The organism is bacterium (Candidatus Blackallbacteria) CG13_big_fil_rev_8_21_14_2_50_49_14 (assembly GCA_002783405.1).
Classification (GTDB): Bacteria; Cyanobacteriota; Sericytochromatia; order UBA7694; family UBA7694.
Genome location: PFGG01000013.1, coordinates 1 through 25,176, shown reverse-complemented (window position 1 = coordinate 25,176; position 25,176 = coordinate 1). Strand labels below are relative to the sequence as shown.

Here is a 25,176-nt window from a genome sequence, read left to right as displayed (position 1 = left end):
ATTTAGATCTTTAATTCGAAGTGAAGTTCAAATCTGACAGCAAAAATTCGGCGCACAGCCGACTTAATCCAATTTCTGAATTTCGCCAAAGACCCCTTGAGTCCATTGTCTGGCAATGCGCTCCCCGTTTTTACCTGAATAGTGAAGCCCGTCTTTACCGGCACAGGTCTCCACATATTTTCGGGAGTCTATCAAAGAACCAAATTCTGGCACAATATGCTCAAGCTTTTGATAAAACTGTTCTACCAATGCAGGGCTTCGTTTTTGAGGATCATATTTGGGCGGGCCCACCCAAACCAATTCAGCACCAGAGGCAGAAACAGCATTGCCAATCTGGCTGACCTGCAAGGTCACATCCGCTTGAGAGGCATTGGAGGCAATCATATTCCCCCCCATGGTGACCACCACAACATCTGGTTTTACAGTCGCCAAGAGTTCCTGAAGCTGAGGCGTCGCTACTTTTGTTTCAGTCTGTTGCTGCCCCTGCTTATCGCGGTTCCAGTATTTAGAGGTTTCCTGGCCGTTGAAATACCAGGTTGGAGTCAGATCAGACAAAAAGAATCAGCCAAGGTTTCTGATCTAAAGATCAAGGAACCTTGGCTGATTCGAAAAAAGGACCTGGAAGTAGAAAACGTCAAATGCGTCTGCGTCACCTAAACCGAAGCCAGAATCCCCCGCTTTTGCAAGCGCAACTTGCTCAGCAGTGTTTTCTGTTCCTCGCGGGTCAGCCCCACGCCGAGCAGAACTACAAGCGTGATCATGCCGCAGAGAAAGCCTCCCCCCAAGAGACGCAGCAGGGCGGGCCAGCTGCCCATCAGAGCCGAGAGGGGCCAAAACAGCAGGGCTGAAATTCCGCCCGCCAACCAGGCAGAAGCACTGGTTTGGCGAAAAAATCTGGCGAAACTCACGCCACTGGCGCGGCTGGCCAGGGGCAGATTAAAGCTCAGGGCCAAAACCAGATTGGGCAAAAGGGTGCCCAGGGCCACCCCCAGAATCCCAATGCGGGGGGCCAGCAATAAACTCACGCTCAGATTGAGCACGGCTTCCGCCAAGGCCCCCCACATCAAGGTCTTTTCGCGCTGGCACATCAGCAGCACCTGGGTACCGGTGCTTCTCAGACTGACTTGAACAAACATCGAAGCCAAGAGAATCCAAGCCGAGAAACGCACCTCGGGGCTGTCGAGTTTGAGCCACAGACTGAGCAGCTCAGGTAAAAACCAGGCCAGGGGCAAGCCCATCAATACCGCCAAAAGACTGACCCAACGGCTGGTATTCAGCAAGGTGAGGTTCAAGAGTTCTTTTTGCCCCTGGCTATAGGCCCGAGCCGCCAGGGGGCCAAGATAATCATGCACCTGGGTCGTGAGCTGGCGAAACAGATCGGCCAGCCGGTTGGCAATCTGATACCCCGCTATCGCCCCGACGCCGATGCTGGCCCCAATGATCAGCTGATCGCTGCGAAAAATCACCAGATTGGTCAAGGTAATCAACCAGGCATAGACACTGAAACTGGCGACTTCCCGCAAAAGCTTGCGGCTGGGTTTTCCCAGTTTAAAATTCTCGGGCAAAACCCGAAGCGCTCCCCGCAACATGAGCAGATTGCTGATGAAAGTAGTCAAAAGCGTCCAGAAGGTCAAACTGAAAAGATCAGGGTAAAACTGCACCAGCAAAAGGCTTCCCAGGGTCTGGGCCAGCAAAGTCCAGGCTTGAATCCGGTTGCGCAGGGGGATCTGTTCCAAACCCCGCAAAATTTCAGCAGCCAGTCCCGTGGGAAAGATCAAACCACTGCCCACGCCAAAGAGGATAAAAATCAGTTGAAAGGGTCTGGGATCTGCACTGAAATGAAACCATTGGGGAAGATAATAGGCAATTGGCAGGGAACTGAGGGCAATCAAGCCCCCCATCAGGCCATAACAAGCCAGCAAAGAAGAGAGCAGTGAACCATAGCGGCCCCAATCTCCATTGACACGGGTCTGACTTGTCCATTTTTGAACCGCGGTTCCAAATCCAAAATCCAGCAAAAGTGTATACCCAAACATCGACCAGAGCAAAGCCCAAAAACCATAATCTTCTGCGCTGAGGTTCAGAAACAGGCCACGGGTCAGAATCAGAACACTCGCCATGCGTAAAAAGAGCAGCAGATAATTGCTGAGCGTGCTTTTGCGCCAGGTTTGAGCCTGTTTGCTGTTTAAGCTGCTTTCCATGCGCGGCCTCCCTTTTCGAACAGAATGGCTTCGACTTGGGTTTTGACCCGATCCAAAGCGAAGGTATCTTGGGCATAAACACGGGCCCGCTGGCTGATGGTCGCCAGATTCATAGGGTTCGCGAACTGTTCTTGCAGCAGATTTGCAAGCTGACGGCTGTCTCCCGGTTGAAATAAAAATCCAGATTTGCGATCTTGGATAATTTCTGCTGGGCCGTAGGCATTTGAGGCAAAGACCACCAGGCCACGCATCATGGCTTCGACAATCACCAAACCGAAGGGTTCACGCATGGTGGTCGGCATGAGCAAAATCTGGTGCTCAGCATAGAGGGCGTCGGTGTCCTTTTGCCAGCCTACAAACCTGACCAGATCATCAAGCGCCAGCTCTGATACCCTTTTGCGGCAAAAGGCAGAATACTCAGGGTCTCCCTGGCCAGCCACGGTCAGGGGCAGGATCAGGCCTTTTGCGTTTAAGAGCGCGAGTGCTTCCAGCGCAAGATGCAGTCCCTTTTCAGGATCGAGACGCCCGACAAAGAGAGCCTTCAGGGGCTGATTGAAATGAAGCGTGTTGCGCTGCTTGGGGATGGGCAAGCCATTGGGCACCACTTGAATGTCTTGGCTGCCATATTTACTGCGCAGTTCGGGCACCATCCACTGGGCGACAGAAATCACAGGATCGAGCCTCCATTTATCGCCCAAAAGTCCGGGCAGAAAGCGTTTGATTTCGCGTTTCAGTTTGGGTTTCCAACCGGGTTTCAGATAGGAATCCGGCCAAAAGTCTCCGATTTCAAAAACCCGGGGAAACTTCATGCGTTGCACGGCATAGACGGGCCCCAGGGAGATCAAACGCTGGCTCCAGAAATAGACCAGATCTGGGGCATAATCATTCAGTTCCTGACGCGTTCTGAGATAATTGAACTGCTCAGTCTGCCATTTCTGCTGATACCCCCCTTTTTGATAATCGATCCTTTCAAAGACACGCAAAACATGGTTTTCTTCAGGCACTTCGTCTGCCCGCCAATTGCTGGTCAGAACCCGCACTTCATGGCCGCGGGCACGCAGCCAGTCAACAGTCTGGGCACAGGCGATTTCGTAGCCCCCGACACTCAGGGGTGGATAATAATTGCTGATGACTAAAATACGCATAATTTTTCACCTCGTGTCTTTAGCGTACCTGAGCCAGGATTTTCGACCTATCAGAAGGCTGGGGCTTCTGCTGTGAGACTTTTCTGACAGGCCTGCGCTTTGCGGTACTGAGACTCTTATGAAAGCGTTCCAGGGCAAGAACCAGGCCAAAAACCAACATCAGCTGATAAAAATTATTCGATTGCTTCAAAACCCATTCAAAGCAGGATTGCAGATAAATCGAAGTCATGCCCACAGCCAAGCCCAGACTGAGGGACTTGATCAGCGGGTCGGAGCTTTTAAAATACAAGCGGTAGGCACGCAGGCAAAAACTCCAGATCAAGGCCAGGTAGAGGGCAAGCGTATGCCAACCACACTCGGCAGCCGTCATCAGGTAGACGGTCTCCACCAAGCCCCCTTTTTCTTCTTCATCTTCGGGGTCATTGCTTTCTTTGCGGGGAATATGGTCGCCGTAAGGGTAAGGGGGGTTGATCTTGATGCCCCAATTGTTCAAGCCCACCCCCAGGGGCTTGTCGACCACCATGCGCAGGGCGGCAATCGCCAGGACCTGCCGCACCTCTACCGATTCTTCTGGGGCGGTGTCAAAGCGCTCTTTGATTGAATCACTGGCTTTCCAGGCAATGCCACTGCCGGCCAACAGAGCCAGGGTCAAAACCACCGTTTTACGCAGGCTGATTTGTCGGGGGGTATACGAAAAGGCAAAGACCAACGCCAGGCCCAGGGCCAGAAACATCATGCCGCCGCGTGAAAAGGTAAAGACGGTACAGAGCATGCCAACGGCCAGCAAACCCAGCCAAAATAAGCTGACCATTGCTTTTGCGCGCTTTTGGTTGAGCACATAGGCAAAGAGCATGCAATTGAATAAATTGACATACATCACCAGCGAGTTTTGGTGGGGAAAGGGCCCCCGTGCCTGCCACATGCCCATGCGGTACTTTTGGTTGAGCATTTCGTAAAAGATATACAGCATCACGATCGCAACGGAGCGCAAAAACCATTTAATTTGCTGGGGTTCCTGCAGCCAATGGCTGAAAACCCAAAAAAGCAGATACATGCGCAGCATTTTAAACAGTTCAAAGGCCACCAACAGGGGGCTGGCCGCATTCACAACCGAGAGCGCCGAAAAGCAGAAAAACAGCGCATAGAGCGTACTGCCCGGGGGCCACAGGGTCAGCTTGATTTGCCGCCTGCGCATCAGCAAATAGCCCAGACAGCCCAAAACCAGCAGGTCAATCAGCGACACTTCAAAGCCTTTGGCGGTCCCCCTATAGGTCTCCATGGAAATGAAGTTGATATCCTGGGTTTTCACGGTCAAAAAAACCAGCAGGGGAATGATCGCGCTGCGCAAGCGGAGCGAATGATTTAAGGCCATTGCCAGAACCGGTGGCAGAAAGACCAAAGCAATTGAAAAGACCAAATATTTGAACATCGGTCAAGCGGCCGAGGGGGTTGCCAGCAGTTCTTGGGCATCGGCGCGCTGACGCACGATTCGGGCCGGAATACCCACGGCCACAGCATAAGCGGGAACATCTTTGAGCACCACGGCATTGGCTCCGATCCGGGCATAGTCATCCAAATGAACGCCGCCCAAAATCTTAGCACCTGTGGCAATTTCAACCTGATCGCCGATGATCGGATTGGCGAGTTCATGTTCTTCGCCCCGCGCACCGAGGGTGACGCCCTGGTGAATAATACAGTTCCTGCCAATTTTCACATGGGCACCAATCACCACTCCATTGGGATGGGGCAAAAACAAACCGCCCCCAATTTTCGCACCACGGGCAATATCGCAGCCGAAAACAATCTGATTGGCCAGCGCAAAAAATTTCGACAAGACTCCCAAACGCAGGGCATAAAATGCACTGGCCAATCGAAACAGCAGCACCGGCGCAAAACGGGGGTGGAGCAGCCCTTTGTACAGACGCATTTGAAAGGGCCACTGGTCATAAAACTTACACAAATCTGCCTGGAGTTCTTTCAGCATCGGTTCCTCCTGCTGGAATATTTCATCTTGATATCTCCAGCATAGGCCCAAACTGTGTGGGGGCCATTCAGGCAAATCCCCGGTTTGCTGTCAGAAAATTCTGAATCGGGTGGGAGTGCCCCAGACCTGGCGCTTATCGAAGCACGGCAGGATGACGTTCCAGCACGAACTGCTGGCCCTTGCTGGACTCCTGGCTACCGGCTTTCAGTCTTTGCCAGCCATGTTTCCATCCCTGCAGATGGGCCCAGTGAAAAACAGCGCGGCGGGGCAGCGCCAGCGCCAGTTCAGTAAGAGAGCCTGTCTTAAAGGCAGCGTTCAGATCGCGCAAGCCGTCTGCGAGAATACGCAGAGGCAGCTTATACAGGGGATAAGCTGCCTGCTGCATCCAGGCATCGGCTTCGCCTTCGATGAAACGGCGACCGGCCAGTTGACGCAGGGTATAGTTGTGAGAGTGCATCACGCGGGCTTGGGGCGTATAAACCACCTGCCAGCCTTTGGCTTGGGCCCCCTGGCCCCATTCGGTATCCTCTGAACCCCAAGCCCAGGTATAAAATGGCATGTGTACCCAGGCACTGCGGCGCATGGCAGCCAAGGGCAGTGAATAGCGCATCCAATCAGGGGCTGATCCCTGACTTGGAAAAGCCTTGAGATAATCACGCCGGACCCAGGCATCGGCTTCGGGGCGGGCAACCTGGCGGGCAAAACTGGCTTTGACCTCGGGGTTGGCAAAGGGAGCAAGCAGTTCCGCCAGCGTATCTTGATCGAGCATCACCACATCACTGTTCAAAAAGACCAATATCTCACCGCGGGCCATACTGGCAGCCTGATTGAGCACTTTGCCGGGGAAATAGTCCTGGGCTTGAATTTTTAATAATTGATGGGGGTAGGCTGCCAACCACTCCAGGGTTTGGTCCTGAGAGCCCGAATCAGCAACAATCAGTTCAAAATCCTGAACTGTTTGAGCAGCCAAGGCTTTGAGCACTTCAGCCAGGGTTTCGGCACTGTTTTTAGAGCGGATAATAATGCTCAGACGGGGGTGAGATTGAGAGCTTGTGTTCATGTTCAGGCCACCCAACTTTCTGGAGCGGAATGCAGCTCAGCCAAGGAGCCCATCTGAACCTGCGAACGGGTCGCAATATATTGCAAAATCCGTTCTGCACTGCGAAAACCATCGCAGAGATACATGGTAATCGGGTGAAGAATCAGGTTGGAGACAATCCCACGGGCTTCATTGGCCTTTAACTGCGCCAGTACCATCTCGGTCCAGGTTTCAATATCATAGGATTCAGAACCAAAATCGTCAGACCAATCGTAGCGTTTGACCCATTGCGCCACCCACTCCGGGGTCCGTTCGGCATGGTAGAGATGTTCATGATCGGGAATAATATTGAGTGGAAAGTTTAATATACCCGAGGCATGCTGTTCAGGCGCAACGGCACGGCGCTTGACCCCATCAGAACAGATCTGAATGCCGCAGCTGGCCAAAACTTTTTCAGTATGGGGGCCATGCATATACATATGGTTGCGCCAGCTGCGAATCCGTTTGCCGGTTTTGGCTTCAATGATCGCCACCGTTTTTTCGACATCGCGTTTCTGGTACCAGGCGGGGCCATTGTAAGAGCCCGTGGCTTTGTTCCAGAAACGGTGCCAGAGCTGAGGTTCAAAACAATCCCAAGTATGTCCGCCAATTTCAATCAGGGGCTCATCACAGATCGGGGCCAGTTGCTCCCATTCTTCGGCAAAGGTCTTGCCGCTGATAAAATAAGTGGCCTGAACCTGGTAACGGGCTAGCAAACGGGCGAAAAGCACGGCGGTTTGAACTTCAGGTAGATCACTGTGGGCCTGGTTGCCGGTACGCAAACTGCTGTGGTGAATATCCGCGCTGAGACAGATCATGCTGCCACCTCCTGCAGGTGCATGGCCGCTTTCCATTTCTTCATGTTCTGGATCAGCGCAGGGTCCATATACGTAGCCCAAGTCCGCAGATAGTCTTCGAGCAATTCCTGACGGGAAAAAGAAGTTGATTGAAGTTGTTCACGCACCAACCCCATATAGTTTTTCTGGGTCAATTCATAGGCCACCACGGGAAAGAGCAAGGCCAAGAGGCTGGCTGAGTCTGTGGCGCGCAGACCGAGATTTTCAAAGGCATTCAAATGGCTGGAGAAGGATTGATTGGTGAGAAAATGCTTGATCCGGCGTAAACGGGTACCCCGGTGCTGCCACTCGGCGACCAGGTTGTGGCGCAGCACCTGCTTGGGGTAATGCACCCACATAAAACTTTTCTGACTGATACCCAAACGCCAGCTTTCAAACTTCAGGTGACTCTCTTGCAGCATCTGAATCAGGTCTTCATTCCAGGCAGTGAGATCGATGTTCTCAAACGCTTGATAATCGGGTTTGAATCTGAACAGCGCGGCCTGGTCATAGGCTTTGCGAACCTTCAAGGGAATATCGAGCGCCAATTGCATGCGGTGGGCTTTATCGAGATAACTCCAGTGATATTCTCCGCGCATAAACAGCAGAGCATCGCCCATGCCGATCATGGCCTTCATAGCATGGCGTACAATTTGTTTGCGCAGTTCTGGGGTAGGCTCGCCCAGACTCAGCAACCAGCGGTTGATCAAGAGCAAGGTGCCCCGGTTGACCATTAAATTGCGCACATCACTGGGCAGAATATCCTGAACCCCATAGCGCAGAATGTCTTTCAGATAGCCAGGTTTTCCCAAAAGTTGGCGGTGGCCATGGCGCATATCATAGAGCATGACCAGGCAGGGCAAACGGCGCAGATGGGCTTCATCGATCACGAAGGTATCGAGGGCAATGCCGTGGTTGCGCTGAAAATGAAGGGCTTCCTGTTCCAGTTTTTCACGGATCAAATCAAGTTTGGCAGCATGGGGAGTGACCCAGATCAAATCCAGGTTATTGTGAAGGGTTTCCTGCCCATTTTTCACCTCCACCCCCCCTTCCCCACGGCCATAGCCCCCGGTAATCATCACCGCCTGGTAATCCTCAGGTCCAAAGCGATGGGCCAGTCTGCTCCGCAAGCCAGCGACCATCCTGTCAATTTTCTTTTCGAGCGCAGGGCTCCCAGATACTGTCCATTGGCGAATCATTTTATGCAGCCTCCTGAAGGTTGAATTTTTGGGTTTGTTTGGATTCAAATACGAGACGGTGCATCAGCGGCACCAATTTTTGCAGATGTTGGCTGAGCTGAAATTTTTCCTGCCAGAGCAGAACCCCTTGTGATCCCATCTCTGCAGTCAGTTCAGGGGCTTCGCCCAATTGGCGGATCGCGTCGGCCAAAGCCTGGATATCACCGCTGGGAAAGAGTAAACCGTTCTGGCCAGGGTTCAACCAGGTGCGCATGCCACCCACATCACTGGCAATCACGGCTCGGCCATGGGACATGGCTTCAACCCCTGCCAGCGCAAAGGTCTCGGGTGCGCGGCTGGGAATCACCACCATGGCAGCTTGGTTTTGCAATTGGCTCAAGGCTTCTGCACTCTGGTTGCCCAGAAACTGAACACGGGAACGCAGTCCCAATGCTTCACAGATCTGCTGGTATTTTTCGGCCTGACGGCCTTCCCCTGCGACCCAGAGTTTGGCCTGAGGTACTTTGACCAGCGCTTTTAAAAGCAGGTCCAAGCCCTTGCCGGTAACCAGCTGTCCGGCAAAAAGCAATTGCCAGGGGTCAAACGCAGGTTTTCCCAAGGCTGGCTGAGCAGGCTGGGGGGCAGAGGCAAACAGGGGAACCACACTGATCATTTCACGCTCAAAGCCATTGGCCACGAGGTGATCGGCCAGGTAATCAGAGGCCACCACGGCCTGGGCCAGATGCCTGTGCAGGTCCAATTCCTGTTTCATTCCCGCTACGCTGCGCAAGCTGATTCCGCTTCCAGAACGCACAACAAATCCAGGGCAGGTATAACAATGTGTGCCCAAGGGGCGGGTACAGGTCTTTTGGCCGATCGCCGTATATTTGTGTTCACGCAGGCAGAGCAGTTGGTGATCATGAAAAAAGCGCATCACAGGAATTTCTAATTGAAGCAGATCTTGCATGCGAACCCCTTGGGGCAAACGGTGAACATAGATCAGGTCAGGTTGAATTTTTTGAATTTGGGTTGAGAATTCAAGGGCCGGCCAGGCCGATTCAAACGCGGCAAGAAAATCGGGATCGCTGTATCCGGGGCCATAGAGCAGGCTGGAAACAATGCCCTTTTCACGCAGGGCGCTGGCCACCTGCATCAGATAGCGTTCTGCGCCTCCGGTGCCACGGGCTCGGTCATGAATCCAGAGCAATTTGAGTGGGGCTTGGGTTTGTTTGAGCATTTTTCTCACCTCCATGAAATGATTCTAACTTTGAAAAGTTCGGCTCCCTATCAGGCACTGACTGAGCTGCCTGTCAGAATTTTCTGACGCGGGGGGGATCCTTTCTGACAGGGGCTTAGGTCGGGCGCTGACTGTCAAAAGCACTGGACTGCGTCAGACTGATAACAGCTTGAAACGAGGTGAAATTATGAAACGCAAACTCGCTCTGTTTACTTTCTTTGATGCCCTGGGCTGGGAAATTTACCAGCACTATGGTTTTATGGCCGACGAGACCTGCGCAGCCAAGCCCCTGGAAACCGTCTTTGGCTTTTCATCAGCTGCCGATCCCAGTATTCTCTCGGGCCGCTATCCGGAGTCCCATGGCCATTGGTCGAGTTTTTACTATGCCCCTGAAAAATCGCCCTTTAAACTGATGAAATGGATCAGCCACCTGCCGCGCAAAATTTTTGACCGCTGGCGGATCCGGCACTGGCTCAGCAAGATTCTGGCCAAGGCCTATGGCTATACCGGTTATTTTGAAATTTATTCAGTGCCCTTTGGAGCCCTTCCCCATTTTGACTATCTCGAAAAACGCGACTATTTTGTGCCAGGTGGACTCCTGCAGGGAGATACGATCTTTGACTGGCTAACCCAGCGGGGCATTCCCTACCACTGTTCCAACTGGCGGCTCAGTGAAGTCGAAAACCTGCAGGCCCTCAAATCAGAAATTCAAGCCGGAGAAATCAACTTTGCCTATCTCTACCTGCCAGCCCTGGATGGCTTGATGCACGGTGTGGGCACCCGCCATGAAAAAGTCGCCGCCAAACTGCGCTGGTATGAAGAAGAACTGCGCAAGGTCCTGGCCCTGGCCCGTGAACACTACGACGAAGTCAGCTTTTACGCCTTTTCCGATCACGGCATGGCCGATGTGATCGGCAGTATCAATCTGATTGAAAAAATCGAAGCCACCGGGCTGCGCTATGGCGAGGACTATATCGCCATGTACGACTCCACCATGGCAAGGTTCTGGTTTCCCAATCCCCAGGCACGGGCCAAAGTCGAAACAGCTCTCAGCCAGGTTCAGCAGGGACGCATGCTCAATGCTGAAGATTATCGCCGCTGGCACTGCGATTTTGGCGATCCGCGCTTTGGTGAATTGATCTTCCTGCTTCAGCCCGGCTGGCTGATTGTGCCCAGTTATATGGGCTTGCAGGCCATTCCGGGCATGCACGGTTACGATCCCGCTGACAAGGATTCCTATGCCTGCGTGCTCTCCAATCGCCCCTTGCCAGAAACGATGCACGACCTCACCGATCTGCGCGCTCTGATGGAAGCAGAAGTCAGTGATTTGGTCAGAAAGGAAGCCCTGGTATGAGCCCCACAATTCGCTCTGCACAGAAACAAATGCTTTATGTCGCCATGCCCTATGATCAGGGAAAATCCGGCATCTCTGCGTATATCCGGGCCACTTTGAGTGAGCTTTCCGCACGTCGCAATCTCAGTCTGGTCGCCCTGGAATCCGACTTGCCAGCCTTAAAAGTCTGCCTTCAACCGGGCGAGCACAACCTTCAGGCCCTGCCCGCATTTTGGGGCCACCCCCTGGCCTCTTTGCTGTGGTTTTTCTGGGTCTTGCCCCGTTTGGTAAAAAAACCTGAAATTGGACAGGTCTTTATCCCAGCCGGGAACCGCCGCTGCCTGATTCAAAGCCCCAAGCCTGTCGTCACCACTGTGCATGACCTGGCCCCCCTGCGTCTGGCCCGTAAATACGACCCCCTGCGGCAGTTTTATCTGCGCAGAATCTTGCCTTGGCTTTTGAAACATGCCGGCAAATTGGTCGCCATCAGCAGCAGCACAGCCCACGACCTGAGCGAACTGGTGGGTATTCCGGCCGCAGATATCAGCCTGGCGCCCAATGGCTATGATGCGCAGCGCTTTCAAGCCCAAGCCCAGCCTGAAGATCCTCAAGTCCTGCTGCGTCATGGCTTGCGCGGAGAATCGGCCCTGCCCTATTTGCTCTATGTGGCCCGGATTGAAAACCCCGGCAAAAACCATTTGGGGCTGCTCAAGGCCTGGCAACAGCTTCCCGAAGGCTTACGTCAGCAGTATCAGCTGGTTTTCGCAGGCAGTGATTGGAAAGGCGCAGAAACAGTACATGCCTGGGTGCGTGAAAACCAACCTGAAAATGTCAAATTTTTGGGGTTTGTGCCGGATGAAGATCTTCCCGCCCTATACCGCCATGCCAGTTTGTATGTGCAACCCTCGCTCTATGAGGGATTTGGCATTCCCCTGGTCGAAGCCATGGCTTCAGGCGTGGCCGTGCTCAGTTCAAATTGCGGTGCCTTGCCCGAAGTGGGGGGAAAGGCTGTGCAATTGGTCGACCCCACGCCCCAGGCCCTGGCCACAGCCTTGGAACGCCTGCTGCAAAGCCCAGATCTGCGGGCAGAAATGGCCAGAGCGGGGATTCAGCGCGCCCAGGATTTCAGTTGGAGCCGGCATACCCAGGTAATTGCTGAATTGGCCCAGCCCACAGAAACACTGACCTTACAAGGTCTGAAGCTTTATAACGGTCACATGTCTCAGGTTTTGGAACTGCTCAAGGCACGGATCCGTGCTCACCAGCAAACCCGCCTCTATTACGTCAATGCCGATTGCCTCAATCTTGCCTGGCAGAACAAAGCTTACCGTTCAGCCCTGCAGGAAGCAGATTTGCTCCTGCCCGATGGCAGCGGTGTGGCATTGGGGGCAAAATTGACAGGCCAAACCCTGATTGAAAATCTCAATGGCACAGATATGTTTCTGCCCCTCTGCGAAATGGCGCAAAAACAGGGACTCAAGCTCTGGTTTTTTGGGGGGCGGCCCGAGGTCAATCAGGCCCTGTGTACCCAGGTGCAAGCCCGGTGGCCCCAATTAAAAATTGCAGGCTCTCAACACGGCTATATCTCCCCCGATCAGCATGCAGAACTCCTGAAGCAGATTCGCGAAGATGCCCCGGATATCCTCTTTGTTGCCATGGGGGCCCCCCAGCAGGAGCGTTGGATTCAGGTTCACGCCGAGCTCCTGCAAGTGCCTTTGATCTTGGGCGTGGGAGGACTTTTTGATTTCTATTCCGGTCGGATTCCACGTGCCCCCCTGCTCCTGCGCCGCCTGGGCCTGGAATGGACCTGGCGGCTCCTGCAGGAACCCTCACGGCTTTGGAAGCGCTATATTTTGGGCAATCCACTCTTTGTCTGGCGCATGCTGCGAGCAGGTCGACAGGCTCCCCGCTTCTCGTAAAGTTTGATTCCTCTATTCACCTCCGTGGCCCTTCGGGGCCTTTTTTTTGTAAACTTTTCGCCTGTCAGAAAATCCTCACAGATTCTTACGACAGGCTCTGATAGGGCAAAAGTCCTCCCAACCGTAGACTAAAGTCAGAACCCCATAAATCAAATCGGAGGAACCTATGAAAATCACTGTCAATACCCAAAGCCATCCCGGCAGCGCTGTGCTCAGCCTCAAAGGCACCCTGACGGCAGACTATACCCAGGATCTTGAGAATGCCGTTGCAAACGCCTTGAAAACTGCGCGCGCCCTGGTGCTCGATTTTGAAGAACTCAACCTGCTCGACAGCACAGGCTTGGGTGCACTGATCCGCTGTCTGAGAATGAGTTTGGCTGCACGCAGCAGCATTTACCTTGCCAATGTCAAATCCGGCCCCCGTATGGTCTTGCAGTTGACCCGCACCCATCGCCTCTTTGATATCTACGATTCTGTCGACGCTGCAATTGCCGGTTTGGAACTGGAGGGTCAAATCGCATGAAAGCCCTCGTGATCTGTTCTGAAGCTGCGCTTGAAGACTTTCAGACTTTGGAAATGAATCCTTGGCTGCTGCCCGTGGCCGGCAAAGCCGTGATCGAGTACCAGCTTGAAACCCTGGGACTGATGGGCCTGCGCGATATCCGCATTTTGGGAGCAAGTCCTGAACTTGAAAAACGCTATGGCTCAGGCCAGGCTCTGGGATTGAATTTAAGCTATGGGGCTTTGCCCAGTGAAAACTGCTTGGCCAAGATCCTTCGCCAGCAGCTTAGCTTTATTCAAAACGTCCCGCTGGTACTGGTTCAAGGGCTGCGCCTGCTGATCCCTGTACACGCTCCCCATTGTCTAAGGCTGGATCAAAGCTTTTGCTTGGGCGAGGGGGTCTATGGGCTCACGTCAGAAGCCGTCAAGGCCGTGCTTGCTGGAAGTTTAACGGCAAACAGACTAAAGAACCTGCCCACACGCTCACACTGCATCTCATGGGCCTTAAACAATCTCAAAGATTATCATCGCGCCAATCTCGAAATGGTTTCGAGCTGGAGCTCCAGAATCAGTTTGCCGGCCTATGGCCAATACCAAGGCTTTCATTGTGGCAGCAAACTGAGCTTGGCCAAAGATTTGGTTTGCAAAGGCCAAGGGGTTATTGGCAATCATTCTGTCATTCAAAGCCAGGTAGAATTGCAAGATGCCTATTTGGGGCAAGGCGTGATGGTGGCACAAGGCACCCATATTCTCCGCACTGTGGTTCTCGATGGCACCTGGATTGGCCCCCAGTTGACCCTTGAAGATAAAATCGTGGTGGGTCGGCGTTTGATTGATCCCCTCAGTGAAGAAGTGATTTTATTGGAAGAACCGGGTTGGCTGGATACGCTTCAAGTCTCAGAGCTGGCCACGCCTTTTGAACGTTTTTGCGCAGGCTTTCTCTGGCTGCTTTTGCTGCCCTTCTATGCTGCTTTGGCGCCTTCCCAACCCCAAACCCGTAAAGCCTACCAACTCAAAAACCAAACGGTAGATCTGCCACGCTTTGCCCAGACTAAAGGTTGGCGCTCCCGCCTCTTTGCCCGCTTGAATCTGGATCGGGTGCCTGCGCTGCAGGCCGTGATGCGCAACCAAATGGCCTGGGTCGGCCAAGCCCCAGTTGAAAAAAACAGCGAAAATCCCTATACTGATTATTTTCCAGCCGCCTTTGCCTATTCTGAATGGCTGGGTTCTGAAGGGGCCCAAGCCCTGCTGGATGATGCCAGTTATCCCTTTTTTCGGGCTTCTTGCCCAGCCCTGAAGATCAGTTTAAAAATCCTGTGGCGATCACTGACAAAAGGCAAAAGCTCAGAGCATGCTAAAGTAGATTCCAGCCAGGAAACAGGGGCTTGGGTTGAAAATCCCTGCGAAATCCTGTCCACTGAAAGCTTGATGGCACAGCGTTAAGTGCAATGATGAGATCTGAAACAGGAAAAGAAAGCATGTCCCAAAGTGCTGCTGAGCAGCTCGACAGTTTAGAGCTTGAAGAGCCCGCTTCCTCCCCACCAGCGGGAGGGGGTTTTGATTTACAATTATTGAGCATATCCTTGCTGCGAAAATTGCCGCTCGTGCTCTTGCTGACCTGTTTGGGTACCACTGCCGGATTCTTCGCCTCGAAAAAGATTCAGGTGCAATACCAGGCCCATACCGTACTGCTTAACCACAATAAGAACACGGCCAGCAATCCAGATATTTATATCGACCCCAGTCTGCGCACCATCCTTGAAACGGTCAAGGTCCGGGGCAATCTCGAAGAACTGAAACGGCGGCTGAACTTAGCACTGGACCCTGAAGATCTGTTTTCAGCCATCGAGGTCAAACAGGGCTACCGCAACGATATTATCCAGATTCAGGCCACGGCTGATTCCCCTCAATTGGCAGCAGATATGGCCAATACCCTCAGCAGTATTTTTCAGACCTCATCTGCAGGCATTTCCCGCTCGGTGGCCGAACGGGTTTACCGTTTTCGCCAATCGCAGCATGAAGCCCTCTTAAAAGAACTAAAACTTGCCCAAAACCGCCTGGATCAGTTTCAACGAAAAAACAATGTCAGTTTTTATCAAGACACCACCCGCCTGATACTTGAGCAAATCAAGCAACTCGATCTCGACCAGTACAATGCCCGTATACAACTTGAAAAAGACCGTTTGCGTCTGGGAGATTTAGGCAAACAACTTAAAAGCCGCCCCGAAAATATCCGAGTCACCACCACCGTCAGACACCGCACCCAAGTCCGCTACGGCGAGCTTCAAAATGAATTGAAAGGTCTGCTGGAAAGATATACAGAAGCCAACCCCAAGGTGATCGCGCTCAAAGCCCAACTTCATGCCCTGGAAGTTCAAATGCAAAACGAAGGCAAGCTCGATCCCGAAGAAGAGAGTTTCGGCATGGACCCTGTCGTACGCGAATTGCGGATTCAGCAGGCCCAATTGGGAGCCAGCCTGAGCGGGACAGAGCAGCAAATCACCAGTTTGGGCAAAGCTTCACAAGCCTATCAAAAACGTCTGAGCAAACTCTCCCTGCTTGAAAAAGATTTTGACAATCTCAAACGGGATATTGACCGTTTGAGCGAAAACCTGCGTGAAAACGATGCCCATCTGGCCGAAGCGTTTCACGCCATGCGCTCCAATATTTCCTCCTTTGATATCGTAGAACATGCCAGCCTGCCCCAAGCCCCTCTGCCCACGAGACGCAAACTTTTGCTTTTGGCAGGGCTGGCCGTGGGACTCATGCTCGGGTTTGGCAGCGCCTTGGCCTGGGAACTCGCCGATTTAAGAATCAAATCACCGCGCCAGTTCAAGGGCTTGGGTCTGGAATACCTGGGGCTTTTGCCCCAGCAAATCCGCAAATCACACAAACTGTATTATCAGAATTGGTTGCTGTTTATCAACCGCTTATTCATTCGCTTGCAAGCCACCCCTTCCGGCGCAGAAAAAGGGCCTTGCTTGCTCTTGATTGCAGGTGAACGCCCTGAGCAGGGGTGCAGTTTTGTCAGCGAACAATTGCTTGAAACCCTGCGTTTTCGCGGAGAGCAATTGGTGCATATCCGCCCCGCGCTTGACACAGACAGCGGCCATCAGGACTTAACTCCCTGGCTGCAATCGCATCAGGAATCCTTGCCCCTGCCCTTGCGTGCCGATAGCCAAACCCAGGTTTATACCACTTCTTTAAATGAAAAGGCCCAGCAACGCCCCTTGCTCTTGGATAAATTGCCTGAACTGCTTCAGCGCCACCAGGAAGTCAGTTATATCCTCTGGGAATTGCCTGCCCTTGAAGACCATTTGCCCTGGTTACTGATGTTGGCCCCCATGGCTTCAGCCCTGCTGGTTGTGACCCGTTTTCGCAGTGTGCTCACCCGTCAGCTCAAAGGGGAATTGGCTGAACTACGCGCCCTTACCCCCCAATTACCGGCCTATGCCTTGCTCAACCAAGTGCCTTGGGCCTACCGCAATTTAAAGGGAGACTGAAATGAAACGCGGAATCCTGCTTTTGTGCTTACTCAGCAGTTGTTATCAAACTCTGCCCCCCCAGCGTCCAACGGAAATCAACCTGCCGCCCCGGCAACTGACGGCCCCTGAACAGGCCCAGTTGGAACGCCCGAATCAATCTCTGGAGCTGTGGCTGGCAGAGTTGCAGTCGCAAAGTGCCTTGGTGGATACCATTCAACCGGGCGATGCCTTTAACCTGAGCGTCTATGGTGAACCCGAACTCGAAATGAAGGGGGCGGTGGTGCGGCCCGATGGCATTCTGGCCTGCCCTCTGATTGGCGATATTGCCGTCACCGGCCTGACGGTAGATTCGGCCCGCGCCAAGATCCAACGTGAACTCGAAAAATACATTCAAAATCCACGTCCGACCCTCAGTCCCTATCAGTTTGCGGGGCGCAATATTACCATTTTGGGCAAGGTCAACCGCCCCGGTAGCTATTCTCTCAGTCAACCCACGCGGGTGCTGGATGTCATCGGTCTGGCCGGTGGATTTTCTGTGGGAATTATTAAAAATGACAGCACCGAACTGGCAGACCTCAAACACGCCTTTATGGTGCGCAAGCAAACAGTTCTGCCCGTCGATTTTGAAGCCCTGGTCAAACAGGGAAAACTGCAAAACAATATTCCGCTTTTGCCAGGAGATTATCTCTATGTGCCTTCAATTGCTCAGCAAGAGGTCTATGTTTTGGGTGAAGTCTATGAACAGAACAGTTTTTCGTTTCATGATGGCATGACCGTCAGCCAGGCCATTGCCTATGCCAAAGGCCCCAAAGACGCAGCGAATCTCAGACAGGTTTTGCTGGTTCGTGGGCGTCTGAGTCAGCCCGAACTGTTTGTGCTGGATTTTCAGGCCATCTTACAGGCCCAGGAAGCCGATGTACTTTTACAGGCCGGCGATGTGCTCTATATCAGTTCTGGCCCCATGAAAAGCTTTCAGAATATCATGCAGGTAGCCCTGCCAGCCTTGCAGGCCGTGCAGGGGGGCGCACTGCTCTATGAATTGTTCCGTTCCCGCAGTGTCACGCCTTAAAGACAGCTCATTTTTTTCAATGGATAAAGCTTAACTCCATTGTCCCAGGCAAAAATCGCTTTAATCTACGATACTAAACAATTAGAAATATTTAATAATTTTCGATAAAACAATGCATAAATAGTAACTATACAATACAATAATATTATTTTATATACACATATCTATTTATCCAATTAAAACATAATTATTCAAATAGAGATAAAGTAACAATTTATCTTTTTAATTATCTAAATTTCAAGATATTCTTAAACTAATTGTTTGATTGGAAAAATAAATTGAATAAAATATACACTCTGCCAGCAAGATATTGAACGATTTATAAAGTTATCAAGCAATTTTTTCAAATTTAAAGGAACCTTTCCTACCCTGCTCATTACTCATTTTAGCAGGTTGAAATAATACGGCGTATTGTATTAAAATAGGATAAAACTTGCTAAAATCAAAACTACGGATTACGTTTTAATCCACTACGATAGGAATACCTCAATGCTCAATAAAACAGGTTCGGTAAGTTTACTTTTGCTCACCATTTCATTCAGTGCTTGTACCAGCGCCACAACTGTAACGCCAAGCTCAACCGCATTGGAAATCCGACCAGATTCTGTAAAATCACTTGCAGAGATTTCTGATCGCCTCTTTTTTAAATTTCATTCCCAAGGAAAAATTGTCGCCACAGGCAATATGGGTGATTTAGCAATTGATGGAGCAGGTTTTTTCAGGCTGCTTGATACAGCTCAAAACCGTTACTTTTACACCCGAATAGGTAGATTTCATGTAGACGATGACGGGCACATCAAAAGTGCTGAAGGATATGTATTACAACCTGAAATGACGCTATCCAAAGGCAAGAGTTTTTATATTCTACAAAACGGTTCGGTCATCTCATACGATACAAACCAAAAGATCTGGGAAAAAGAAGTGGGTCGCCTCACACTTTCTCATTTTTCATATCCTGAATTGCTTAAAAACGAAGGAAAGGGCTACTTCAGCGCCATTCCTGAAGCAGGAACTTTCCAATACGGTCAACCCGGTCAAAATACATTTGGTTATGTCATTGCCGGTGCCCTGGAAGAGCCTGAAAATAAAGCTACTTTTGCTCAAGGTCTCCCCCCTTCTCCAATGGATACGCCCAACGAAACCAATCAGTCTGCTGCTGGAACCCTAAAAACAACAGGGCGTTCACTTGATTTAGCGATTGAAGGCAAAGGTTACTTTTCATTTCTGGATCCCCATTCGGGCATGCAGTGTTTCTCTCGTCGGGCAAAACTCTTTATCAATGGTGCGGGTCAAGTGGTCTCAGAGCATGGTCTGAAACTTGAACCCCCCATTATTGTCCCCTTGGGTTATCAAGCTCCTGAAGAGAATATTCGGTTCGAGGCTTCTGGAAAAGTATATTTTAAACGCAGCGAAAGCGATCAAGTTGAACTGGGCAAAATTTCACTTTATCTACATGAAAATACTCAGGGTCTACAAGCCTATGGATATTCGCGACCAAATGTTTTGGTCAGAACACAACATTCAGGCAAGATGACCCAAGCTTTCCCAGGAGAAAAAGAAATGGGAACAATAAAATCCGGTATGCTCTTTGAACCAGAGCAACAGGATATCGTAACACTCCCAGAATCGTTATTGCATTCTACTATCATGGGTTAACTGACTTATCGCCGTATTGCTTTCAAAACAGTGACAGATCATTGTCCAATTTGGAATGCTCGACCCCTTAATCCATACAAAAAGAGTATAATCTTCTGAGACAGCTCTGCATAGATTGGATTATTTGACTAAACGAATTTGAAGCTTTTGATTTAAGTGGTTTTGGGGGGCGAATCAACATGAGACATTATTTTTTCACTATTCTTTGTCTGGGTTTCTTGATCTCTTGGCCATCTTACGCAGAAGCCCCCTTCAAAGTTCTGGTAAAAGCAGATGGTTTAACGAAGCTCAGCAGTGTTGCAGTCAGCAAAGACTATATGGGTACTTACAGTCAAACAAGAAATACCCTAGGACTTTGGAATGCAGAGAATCAACTCCTGACATTGAAATACCGAAACTTTTTCAAAGAATTTGCAGAAGCAGGAATTCTCAGCTATACCTGTTTTCATCAAATCAATGCGCAATATTTACTTGAAAAATGTAGAGACCCACTTGAATTGAAGGTTTACACCTTGCCCGAAGGAAAATTGAATTTCAAGTCGGATCTTCCACTCTGGATTGAAAACTATCACAGTGCATCGATTCATTCGGGTCAAATCGTCTCAATACACCCTTTACCTGTTTTAAAGATTTCAGGTTTAAAAAGCAACTCCCCAGTGCATCTCATTCACTCGGAAGACCCCATTCGCAGCTATCAGTTTCAAGGCAAAGATCTGCTGACAGGTCATCAGAGTGGAACACTCAGAAAATGGTCTGGCCCTGATTTTCAAGATTTTCAAGCACAAAAAGTATTGAATGGCCCAGTTGATAAAATCATAATTCAAGACCAGAAAATTTGGGCCATCCACTCAAAAAAAAATTACACCTACAATCAAGTGATTCACTGTCAGGTAAGGGCTGTAAATTTCAACTTAGCTCCCCTGAAAACAGGCACGCTTCCCAATTTTGAAGAAATAGAAATCAGAATGTCTGCAAAAAATTTATTCATAATGGCGAAACACAACACTCAATATGAAGTCTGGCAATTTCAAGCCGGAAAATGGTCTCAATTGGGAATTATCCCCCCCACTGAGCGCAATATTATCGCCTTTGAACCGCTGGAAAAGGGAAACTTTCTACTCGCAGACAGCGGTGAAGTAAGTCTTCTCTATCTCTGGAAACCGGGCTCGCCAAACTTGAAAAATCTTTCAGCGATAGATCGCTTAAATCAAATCAACAGAAACAATCACTATTTAACCATCGGAGGAGAAAGTGGTTTTGAAGTTTTTTCACCACAATCAGGCAAAAGAATCGCCGGTTTTCATACTGAAAATCGAGAGGGAAGCGCTCCAACAGCTTTGTTCAATCAGTATTATGTCATGGGAATTCATCAAAATGACTGGCCCTACAACAGAGGGTTCAGACAGTATCAAGTCTGGGATATAAAACGCAAGCAACCCCTATATTTAAGCCCACTCTCATCTAAATCGATTAGCAGTCTTAATATCAATCACCAAAGTCTTTTCATTGGCTATGAAGATGGCAGTTTAGAAGAAAGAGCACTTCTCACGGGACAATTGCTCTCCTCTAACAAAAGGCATAATCAAGCAATTCAAACCATCGCCTTTTCTCAAAATCAAGTGTTGACTTCTGCTGAAGATCTCCAGATTCAATTGAAAACCCTCTCAACAAAAAAATTATCCCACGTCATTATCCCCCAAGAAAAACCCCAAGCCGTTTTTTTAAGCTCTGAGTTTCTCTTCATGGGAGATGTTTCAGGCAATTTGCTGATCAAAGATCGGCTCAATGGTAAGGAATATCAACACCTAAATTTCGAAGAGGGGATCAAGGCCATCACCTTTTCAAAGCCTTGGGTTTACATAGGTCTAAATTCAGGTCAAGTGAAAGCATTCTCACTTGACCTGCATAAAATAAAAGAATTTGGCAGTTTTCAAGAGATTCAGAAAATCATAGCAAACCGCACACATCTTGCACTTTCCAACAAACATAAACTTGTATTGTTCAATCTTAAGACTCAAAAAATTGAGAAAGAATGGGCAGAGCACTCAGATTTTGATCTCGGTGAACAAAAAATTACCCTTATAACTCAGGGGCACTTGGAAATTTGGGATCTCAAATCCTTATCCCTTCTACAAACTTTATCTGTTCCGGAGAACGATGCTGAAAGATATGTTCTTCAAGCAGGGTCGGTGAGTCACCTTTTCAATCCAGATAAAGTTTTCCCCTCATCCAAGCGCAACCTTATGCTAAAAACAGGTGTTTTTCCTGCTCTTGAAAACAAGCCCCCCCAAAGTTTCCCCTTCATTACAAATGCCTTGCTGAAAAATCATTATCTTGCAAGCGATTATTTTGAAGACTGGATCAGTTTTATTGATCTTAACGATGAAAAACAAAAATATACTTTTCGTCAAGACACCGATTCATTCGATGCCTATCAACTTAAGAGAGGCATTCTTCAATCTCCATTTTTGTACAGTTTGCAAAGAGAAGATCTGATAACGAAAAGAGAGCTTCAATCTGGACAAATTATCGCAAGTACGCAACTCAATTCGATTTACTATGATAGCAAATTGATTCAATTCGGCAAATTCATTTTGGTAGACCATGGCTTCGACAAAAACCTTGATATTATTGATTCAACCAATTTAAAACTGATCAAATCCATACCAAATTGCCTACAGATGGTTTCAAACCAAGAGTATCTCCTGATTGAAAATGAAAACGAACTTTTACTCCTGAACTCACAGTTCACGGTTCTGAAACGGATCAAAACAAACAATTTGAAGTTTGGAGAACGGTTCGCACTCGTAAAAAACAAATATTTACTTTCAAAACACGATGCTGAAGAAGTGAGCATCTATGATTTAGAGCAGGAACAACAAAGTGGGACCATCCCGCTTGAAAATCTTGTGGCAAATCCATTTTATGACAGAGGGCTCATCTACATTCCCTTGCGAGGAAACGCCCTTGAAGTATGGGAAATAACACCCCTTAAAAAGCTGGGAACACTTTATGATTTCCCAAACTCAAACTTATTTGTAACCCGTGATGGTTTCATGGCTGGCCAGGGTCATTTTCTAAAAAAACTGAGTTTTGTCGAGAATCAAGTAGCAATGCCTTTTGAGACCCTTTCAATCAAGTACTGGCAACCAGATAAAGTTCAACAGATCATTTCAGATGCAATCCAAGAATAAGTTAAACCTATGATATTAGATTTACCCCAAAACCCCAGACTGGAGAAATTCATTCTTATTTTCATTTCCAAGCTGGGTTTGCAAACCTAACCCAGTTTGCCCATTAAAACGAAAACCTAAACATGGCCATATTAAGCCAGAAGACAAATATATGGGCCAAGATAACGACCAGAGCAAAATCTGAGACCGGTAAAAAATAGAGTGGAATAAGACAAAGCACACTTACCCCCAAAACGCGAAGACTTAGAAATTCAATATCTTCCCATTTTCTGCGGATCAGTTTGCTACAGAGTATGCCTGCAACAACGCTAAATATCATCATGTCCACAAAAGCAATGATCCGGACTTCACTACTTATTTGAGAAGCATTTTGAATTCCTGCATGTGTTGGATCCCCTCTAAATCTTTGTCTTGTTGAGCTTGAGTTCTATAGGTTGCATCCAAAGAAATCGCTTTACCTAAATGCTTGAGGGCAGTTTGATTGTTTAGCAAGATTTGCTCCAGGGAAGTTCCCGCAAATGCGCTGACATCATGCTTGGTTAGTACCCTTTCACCTTCTTGGGGTGAGACTCTGGAATCAAACTGGGTTCTGGAATCTCCTTCCAATACAAATACCTTATCTTATCCCAGGAAGCGATTTTCTCCAACTCCAGCCCCTTTGAAGCGCTCCTTGAGCCAAACACTGCTTTAGCACTTCAACGTGTTTAAAATCAAAAAAAACAAGTCCATTGGGCAATCAAAACAAGTATACTTAATTCACTTATAAAATAATAATTTTAAAGCATCGGATACCTCACACTTCAAAACTGAGGTAGCTGGGTCGCTTAGTTTGAAATGAGCGTAACAAATGAACCCACGTATCTTCGCCCTGCTGATCTTGTCAAACCTGTGCTTAGTAACAGGCTGTTCTACCTGGTTTCAATCCCAGAACAAACAAGCAACAGAGTCCCCTCAAGAAACGCTGGCATTGCAAGCCTCAATCTCAGAGCTGAAATCTGAGAATCCTGAGATTCGCGTAGCAGCAGCGAAAGCCCTGGGTGAATCTGGAGCTCCCTCTGCTGTCAGGCCCTTGCTGAGCGCACTCCAAGATCAAAGCGCTGAAGTCAGAATGTCTGTTGCAGAAGCCCTGGGAAAATTAAAAGATCGCAGTGCCGTCTCAGCTTTGCTTCCAGTCCTGCAAGATCAAGACGTTGGAGTAAGAACCTTTGTGATCGATGCCTTGGGTGATTTGGGAGATCCTTCTGCGCTCCCTGCCTTGCTCCAAACCCTTCAAGATTTAAGCGATGAAAATTCAGTGCCAAGGTATTTTGCCGCAAAAAATTTGGGCAAACTGGGAGATCCTTCCGCTGTACCAGCTTTGGTTCAGGCCCTTCAGGATCTGAATCGGAATGTGAGGTATTACGCAGCCGAAGCCCTGGGTAAACTGCAAGATTCCAGCGCAGTTCCCGACCTGATTCAGAGTCTCCAGGATCAAGATGCCGATGTCAGGTATGCAACGGCAAAGGCCCTCGGAAATTTGAAGGCCAAATCAGCCCTTTCAGCGCTTCAGAGCGCACTTTCAAAAGAATCTGAAGAACAGAATCAAATCGAGTTTAAAAGAGTCATAGAATTGCTTGAAGCATTCCCTGGTTAACGCAAAAGTTCGTTTGACCTTAACGTCAAGATACGCTCGTTATAATTGGCTTTCTGGCCCCCTGACCGCCCACTCCAGTTCAGCAGCAGGCATGCCCCTCTTGTCCATTTTTTTGTTTAAGTGTATGTTGAGAATATGTCAAAAATGCACACCCCTCTCAACCTTCGATTAACCACTTGGGTTCTCCCCCTGAACGGATTGAATCGACCCATGCGGCAAAGACGCGACAAGCAAAAACGCAAAACGGCTCATCGGCAAATTCTGAACATGTGCTGTGGAATGCTGCTCAGCAGTCTGCTGAGCCTGCCAACCCAGGCCAAGCCCCCACTTCAGCCCCTTGAGAAAGAACTTGCAGTTTTTCTACAAAACAATCTGCCAGCCTACCGTCTGGCCAATCCAGAAGATTACCTTCCTGCCTTGTCAGAAAGCGATCGGGGGGTCACTTTGATCCGGGCAGACTTCGACCAGGATGGCTTGTCAGATTATGCTGTGCTTTTGCTTCACAGGCAAACCCGTGAGGCAAGAATTTACTTTCTCCTGCGGCGAAAAACCAGTTTTCAGGCCGATCTTTTGCTCTCATGGCCAGCCCTGACGCCAGGGCCTGCGCTTCAGACACCGATGTTTTTCAAAAAAGCGGGCGAAGCGGGATTGACGGCACGTGATTATAATGAACTACAGGAAATTCCAAATTGGGAGAAATTGTCAAATCAAGAGCGGATGCGTTTGC

Annotated in this window: 21 protein-coding genes; 10 read left to right on the top strand and 11 right to left on the bottom strand. The window is 49.6% G+C overall.

The genetic code is table 11. The annotated features are described in order from the left end of the window. Nucleotides 1-63: 63 nt before the first annotated feature. From COW20_03235 to COW20_03195, 9 genes are all read right to left on the bottom strand, one after another. Nucleotides 64-555, bottom strand: coding sequence for a hypothetical protein (locus COW20_03235; protein ID PIW50219.1), 492 nt, complete (start codon nucleotides 553-555; stop codon nucleotides 64-66). A 98-nt stretch (nucleotides 556-653) separates the two neighbouring features. Next, nucleotides 654-2,201: a hypothetical protein gene (locus tag COW20_03230; GenBank protein ID PIW50218.1), complete on the bottom strand. Its 1,548-nt coding sequence runs from the start codon at nucleotides 2,199-2,201 to the stop codon at nucleotides 654-656. After that, complete coding sequence (locus COW20_03225) at nucleotides 2,186-3,346, bottom strand: hypothetical protein (protein PIW50217.1); 1,161 nt, start codon at nucleotides 3,344-3,346, stop codon at nucleotides 2,186-2,188. Before COW20_03225 ends, COW20_03230 begins: the two co-directional genes overlap by 16 nt. Before the next feature lie 19 nt (nucleotides 3,347-3,365). Next, nucleotides 3,366-4,775, bottom strand: coding sequence for a hypothetical protein (locus tag COW20_03220; protein ID PIW50216.1), 1,410 nt, complete (start codon nucleotides 4,773-4,775; stop codon nucleotides 3,366-3,368). Between the two features lie 3 nt (nucleotides 4,776-4,778). Next, on the bottom strand, nucleotides 4,779-5,273 hold the full coding sequence (locus COW20_03215) for a serine acetyltransferase (GenBank protein PIW50256.1): 495 nt from the start codon (nucleotides 5,271-5,273) through the stop codon (nucleotides 4,779-4,781). 190 nt (nucleotides 5,274-5,463) lie between these two features. Next, complete coding sequence (locus COW20_03210) at nucleotides 5,464-6,390, bottom strand: glycosyltransferase (GenBank protein PIW50215.1); 927 nt, start codon at nucleotides 6,388-6,390, stop codon at nucleotides 5,464-5,466. 2 nt (nucleotides 6,391-6,392) lie between these two features. Continuing rightward, nucleotides 6,393-7,226: a hypothetical protein gene (locus COW20_03205; protein ID PIW50214.1), complete on the bottom strand. Its 834-nt coding sequence runs from the start codon at nucleotides 7,224-7,226 to the stop codon at nucleotides 6,393-6,395. After that, nucleotides 7,223-8,443, bottom strand: coding sequence for a hypothetical protein (locus COW20_03200; GenBank protein PIW50213.1), 1,221 nt, complete (start codon nucleotides 8,441-8,443; stop codon nucleotides 7,223-7,225). Before COW20_03200 ends, COW20_03205 begins: the two co-directional genes overlap by 4 nt. A gap of 1 nt (nucleotide 8,444) precedes the next feature. Further along, a complete protein-coding gene (locus COW20_03195) occupies nucleotides 8,445-9,674 on the bottom strand; it encodes a hypothetical protein (GenBank protein ID PIW50212.1) in 1,230 nt (409 codons plus the stop codon). Nucleotides 9,675-9,846: 172 nt separating this feature from the next. Between COW20_03195 and COW20_03190 the strand changes: the two genes are divergently transcribed. The 8 genes from COW20_03190 (at nucleotide 9,847) to COW20_03155 (ending at nucleotide 22,816) form a co-directional block, all read left to right on the top strand. Next, nucleotides 9,847-11,013 (top strand): hypothetical protein, encoded by a 1,167-nt coding sequence (locus tag COW20_03190; GenBank protein ID PIW50211.1) that lies wholly within the window; start codon nucleotides 9,847-9,849, stop codon nucleotides 11,011-11,013. Further along, nucleotides 11,010-12,911 carry a hypothetical protein gene (locus COW20_03185; protein ID PIW50210.1) on the top strand — a complete coding sequence of 634 codons (1,902 nt, stop codon included), beginning with the start codon at nucleotides 11,010-11,012 and terminating at the stop codon, nucleotides 12,909-12,911. The genes COW20_03190 and COW20_03185 overlap by 4 nt, the downstream gene beginning before the upstream one ends. 166 nt (nucleotides 12,912-13,077) lie before the next feature. Next, nucleotides 13,078-13,434: an anti-sigma factor antagonist gene (locus COW20_03180; protein PIW50209.1), complete on the top strand. Its 357-nt coding sequence runs from the start codon at nucleotides 13,078-13,080 to the stop codon at nucleotides 13,432-13,434. After that, nucleotides 13,431-14,855: a hypothetical protein gene (locus tag COW20_03175; GenBank protein PIW50208.1), complete on the top strand. Its 1,425-nt coding sequence runs from the start codon at nucleotides 13,431-13,433 to the stop codon at nucleotides 14,853-14,855. Before COW20_03180 ends, COW20_03175 begins: the two co-directional genes overlap by 4 nt. Nucleotides 14,856-14,890: 35 nt before the next feature. Further along, nucleotides 14,891-16,915: a hypothetical protein gene (locus COW20_03170; protein ID PIW50207.1), complete on the top strand. Its 2,025-nt coding sequence runs from the start codon at nucleotides 14,891-14,893 to the stop codon at nucleotides 16,913-16,915. A 1-nt stretch (nucleotide 16,916) separates the two neighbouring features. Beyond that, on the top strand, nucleotides 16,917-17,966 hold the full coding sequence (locus tag COW20_03165) for a hypothetical protein (GenBank protein ID PIW50206.1): 1,050 nt from the start codon (nucleotides 16,917-16,919) through the stop codon (nucleotides 17,964-17,966). 489 nt (nucleotides 17,967-18,455) lie between these two features. Then, a complete protein-coding gene (locus COW20_03160) occupies nucleotides 18,456-19,622 on the top strand; it encodes a hypothetical protein (GenBank protein PIW50205.1) in 1,167 nt (388 codons plus the stop codon). A 179-nt stretch (nucleotides 19,623-19,801) separates the two neighbouring features. After that, nucleotides 19,802-22,816, top strand: coding sequence for a hypothetical protein (locus tag COW20_03155; GenBank protein ID PIW50204.1), 3,015 nt, complete (start codon nucleotides 19,802-19,804; stop codon nucleotides 22,814-22,816). 103 nt (nucleotides 22,817-22,919) lie between these two features. Here COW20_03155 and COW20_03150 read toward each other — a convergent pair whose 3' ends face one another. Together COW20_03150 and COW20_03145 are read right to left on the bottom strand one after the other, a co-directional pair. Further along, nucleotides 22,920-23,138 (bottom strand): hypothetical protein, encoded by a 219-nt coding sequence (locus COW20_03150; protein PIW50203.1) that lies wholly within the window; start codon nucleotides 23,136-23,138, stop codon nucleotides 22,920-22,922. A gap of 32 nt (nucleotides 23,139-23,170) precedes the next feature. Next, nucleotides 23,171-23,422: a hypothetical protein gene (locus COW20_03145; GenBank protein ID PIW50202.1), complete on the bottom strand. Its 252-nt coding sequence runs from the start codon at nucleotides 23,420-23,422 to the stop codon at nucleotides 23,171-23,173. A gap of 241 nt (nucleotides 23,423-23,663) precedes the next feature. On the opposite strand from COW20_03145, the gene COW20_03140 reads away from it, so the two are divergent. Then, nucleotides 23,664-24,449 (top strand): hypothetical protein, encoded by a 786-nt coding sequence (locus COW20_03140; protein PIW50201.1) that lies wholly within the window; start codon nucleotides 23,664-23,666, stop codon nucleotides 24,447-24,449. A gap of 210 nt (nucleotides 24,450-24,659) precedes the next feature. Continuing rightward, on the top strand, nucleotides 24,660-25,176 hold a 517-nt coding region (locus tag COW20_03135), incomplete at its 3' end, for a hypothetical protein (protein PIW50200.1).

Excerpts from the sequence above, each read along its gene's own strand:
- COW20_03150 (PIW50203.1), bottom strand. The coding sequence starts at position 23,138 with ATGATGATATTTAGCGTTGTTGCAGGCATACTCTGTAGCAAACTGATC.
- COW20_03175 (PIW50208.1), top strand. The coding sequence starts at position 13,431 with ATGAAAGCCCTCGTGATCTGTTCTGAAGCTGCGCTTGAAGACTTTCAG.
- COW20_03165 (PIW50206.1), top strand. The coding sequence starts at position 16,917 with ATGAAACGCGGAATCCTGCTTTTGTGCTTACTCAGCAGTTGTTATCAA.
- COW20_03225 (PIW50217.1), bottom strand. The coding sequence starts at position 3,346 with ATGCGTATTTTAGTCATCAGCAATTATTATCCACCCCTGAGTGTCGGG.
- COW20_03155 (PIW50204.1), top strand. The coding sequence starts at position 19,802 with ATGAGACATTATTTTTTCACTATTCTTTGTCTGGGTTTCTTGATCTCT.
- COW20_03185 (PIW50210.1), top strand. The coding sequence starts at position 11,010 with ATGAGCCCCACAATTCGCTCTGCACAGAAACAAATGCTTTATGTCGCC.
- COW20_03200 (PIW50213.1), bottom strand. The coding sequence starts at position 8,443 with ATGATTCGCCAATGGACAGTATCTGGGAGCCCTGCGCTCGAAAAGAAA.
- COW20_03180 (PIW50209.1), top strand. The coding sequence starts at position 13,078 with ATGAAAATCACTGTCAATACCCAAAGCCATCCCGGCAGCGCTGTGCTC.
- COW20_03220 (PIW50216.1), bottom strand. The coding sequence starts at position 4,775 with ATGTTCAAATATTTGGTCTTTTCAATTGCTTTGGTCTTTCTGCCACCG.
- COW20_03140 (PIW50201.1), top strand. The coding sequence starts at position 23,664 with ATGAACCCACGTATCTTCGCCCTGCTGATCTTGTCAAACCTGTGCTTA.
- COW20_03210 (PIW50215.1), bottom strand. The coding sequence starts at position 6,390 with ATGAACACAAGCTCTCAATCTCACCCCCGTCTGAGCATTATTATCCGC.
- COW20_03190 (PIW50211.1), top strand. The coding sequence starts at position 9,847 with ATGAAACGCAAACTCGCTCTGTTTACTTTCTTTGATGCCCTGGGCTGG.
- COW20_03205 (PIW50214.1), bottom strand. The coding sequence starts at position 7,226 with ATGATCTGTCTCAGCGCGGATATTCACCACAGCAGTTTGCGTACCGGC.
- COW20_03160 (PIW50205.1), top strand. The coding sequence starts at position 18,456 with ATGCTCAATAAAACAGGTTCGGTAAGTTTACTTTTGCTCACCATTTCA.
- COW20_03195 (PIW50212.1), bottom strand. The coding sequence starts at position 9,674 with ATGGAGGTGAGAAAAATGCTCAAACAAACCCAAGCCCCACTCAAATTG.
- COW20_03230 (PIW50218.1), bottom strand. The coding sequence starts at position 2,201 with ATGGAAAGCAGCTTAAACAGCAAACAGGCTCAAACCTGGCGCAAAAGC.
- COW20_03215 (PIW50256.1), bottom strand. The coding sequence starts at position 5,273 with ATGCGTCTGTACAAAGGGCTGCTCCACCCCCGTTTTGCGCCGGTGCTG.
- COW20_03170 (PIW50207.1), top strand. The coding sequence starts at position 14,891 with ATGTCCCAAAGTGCTGCTGAGCAGCTCGACAGTTTAGAGCTTGAAGAG.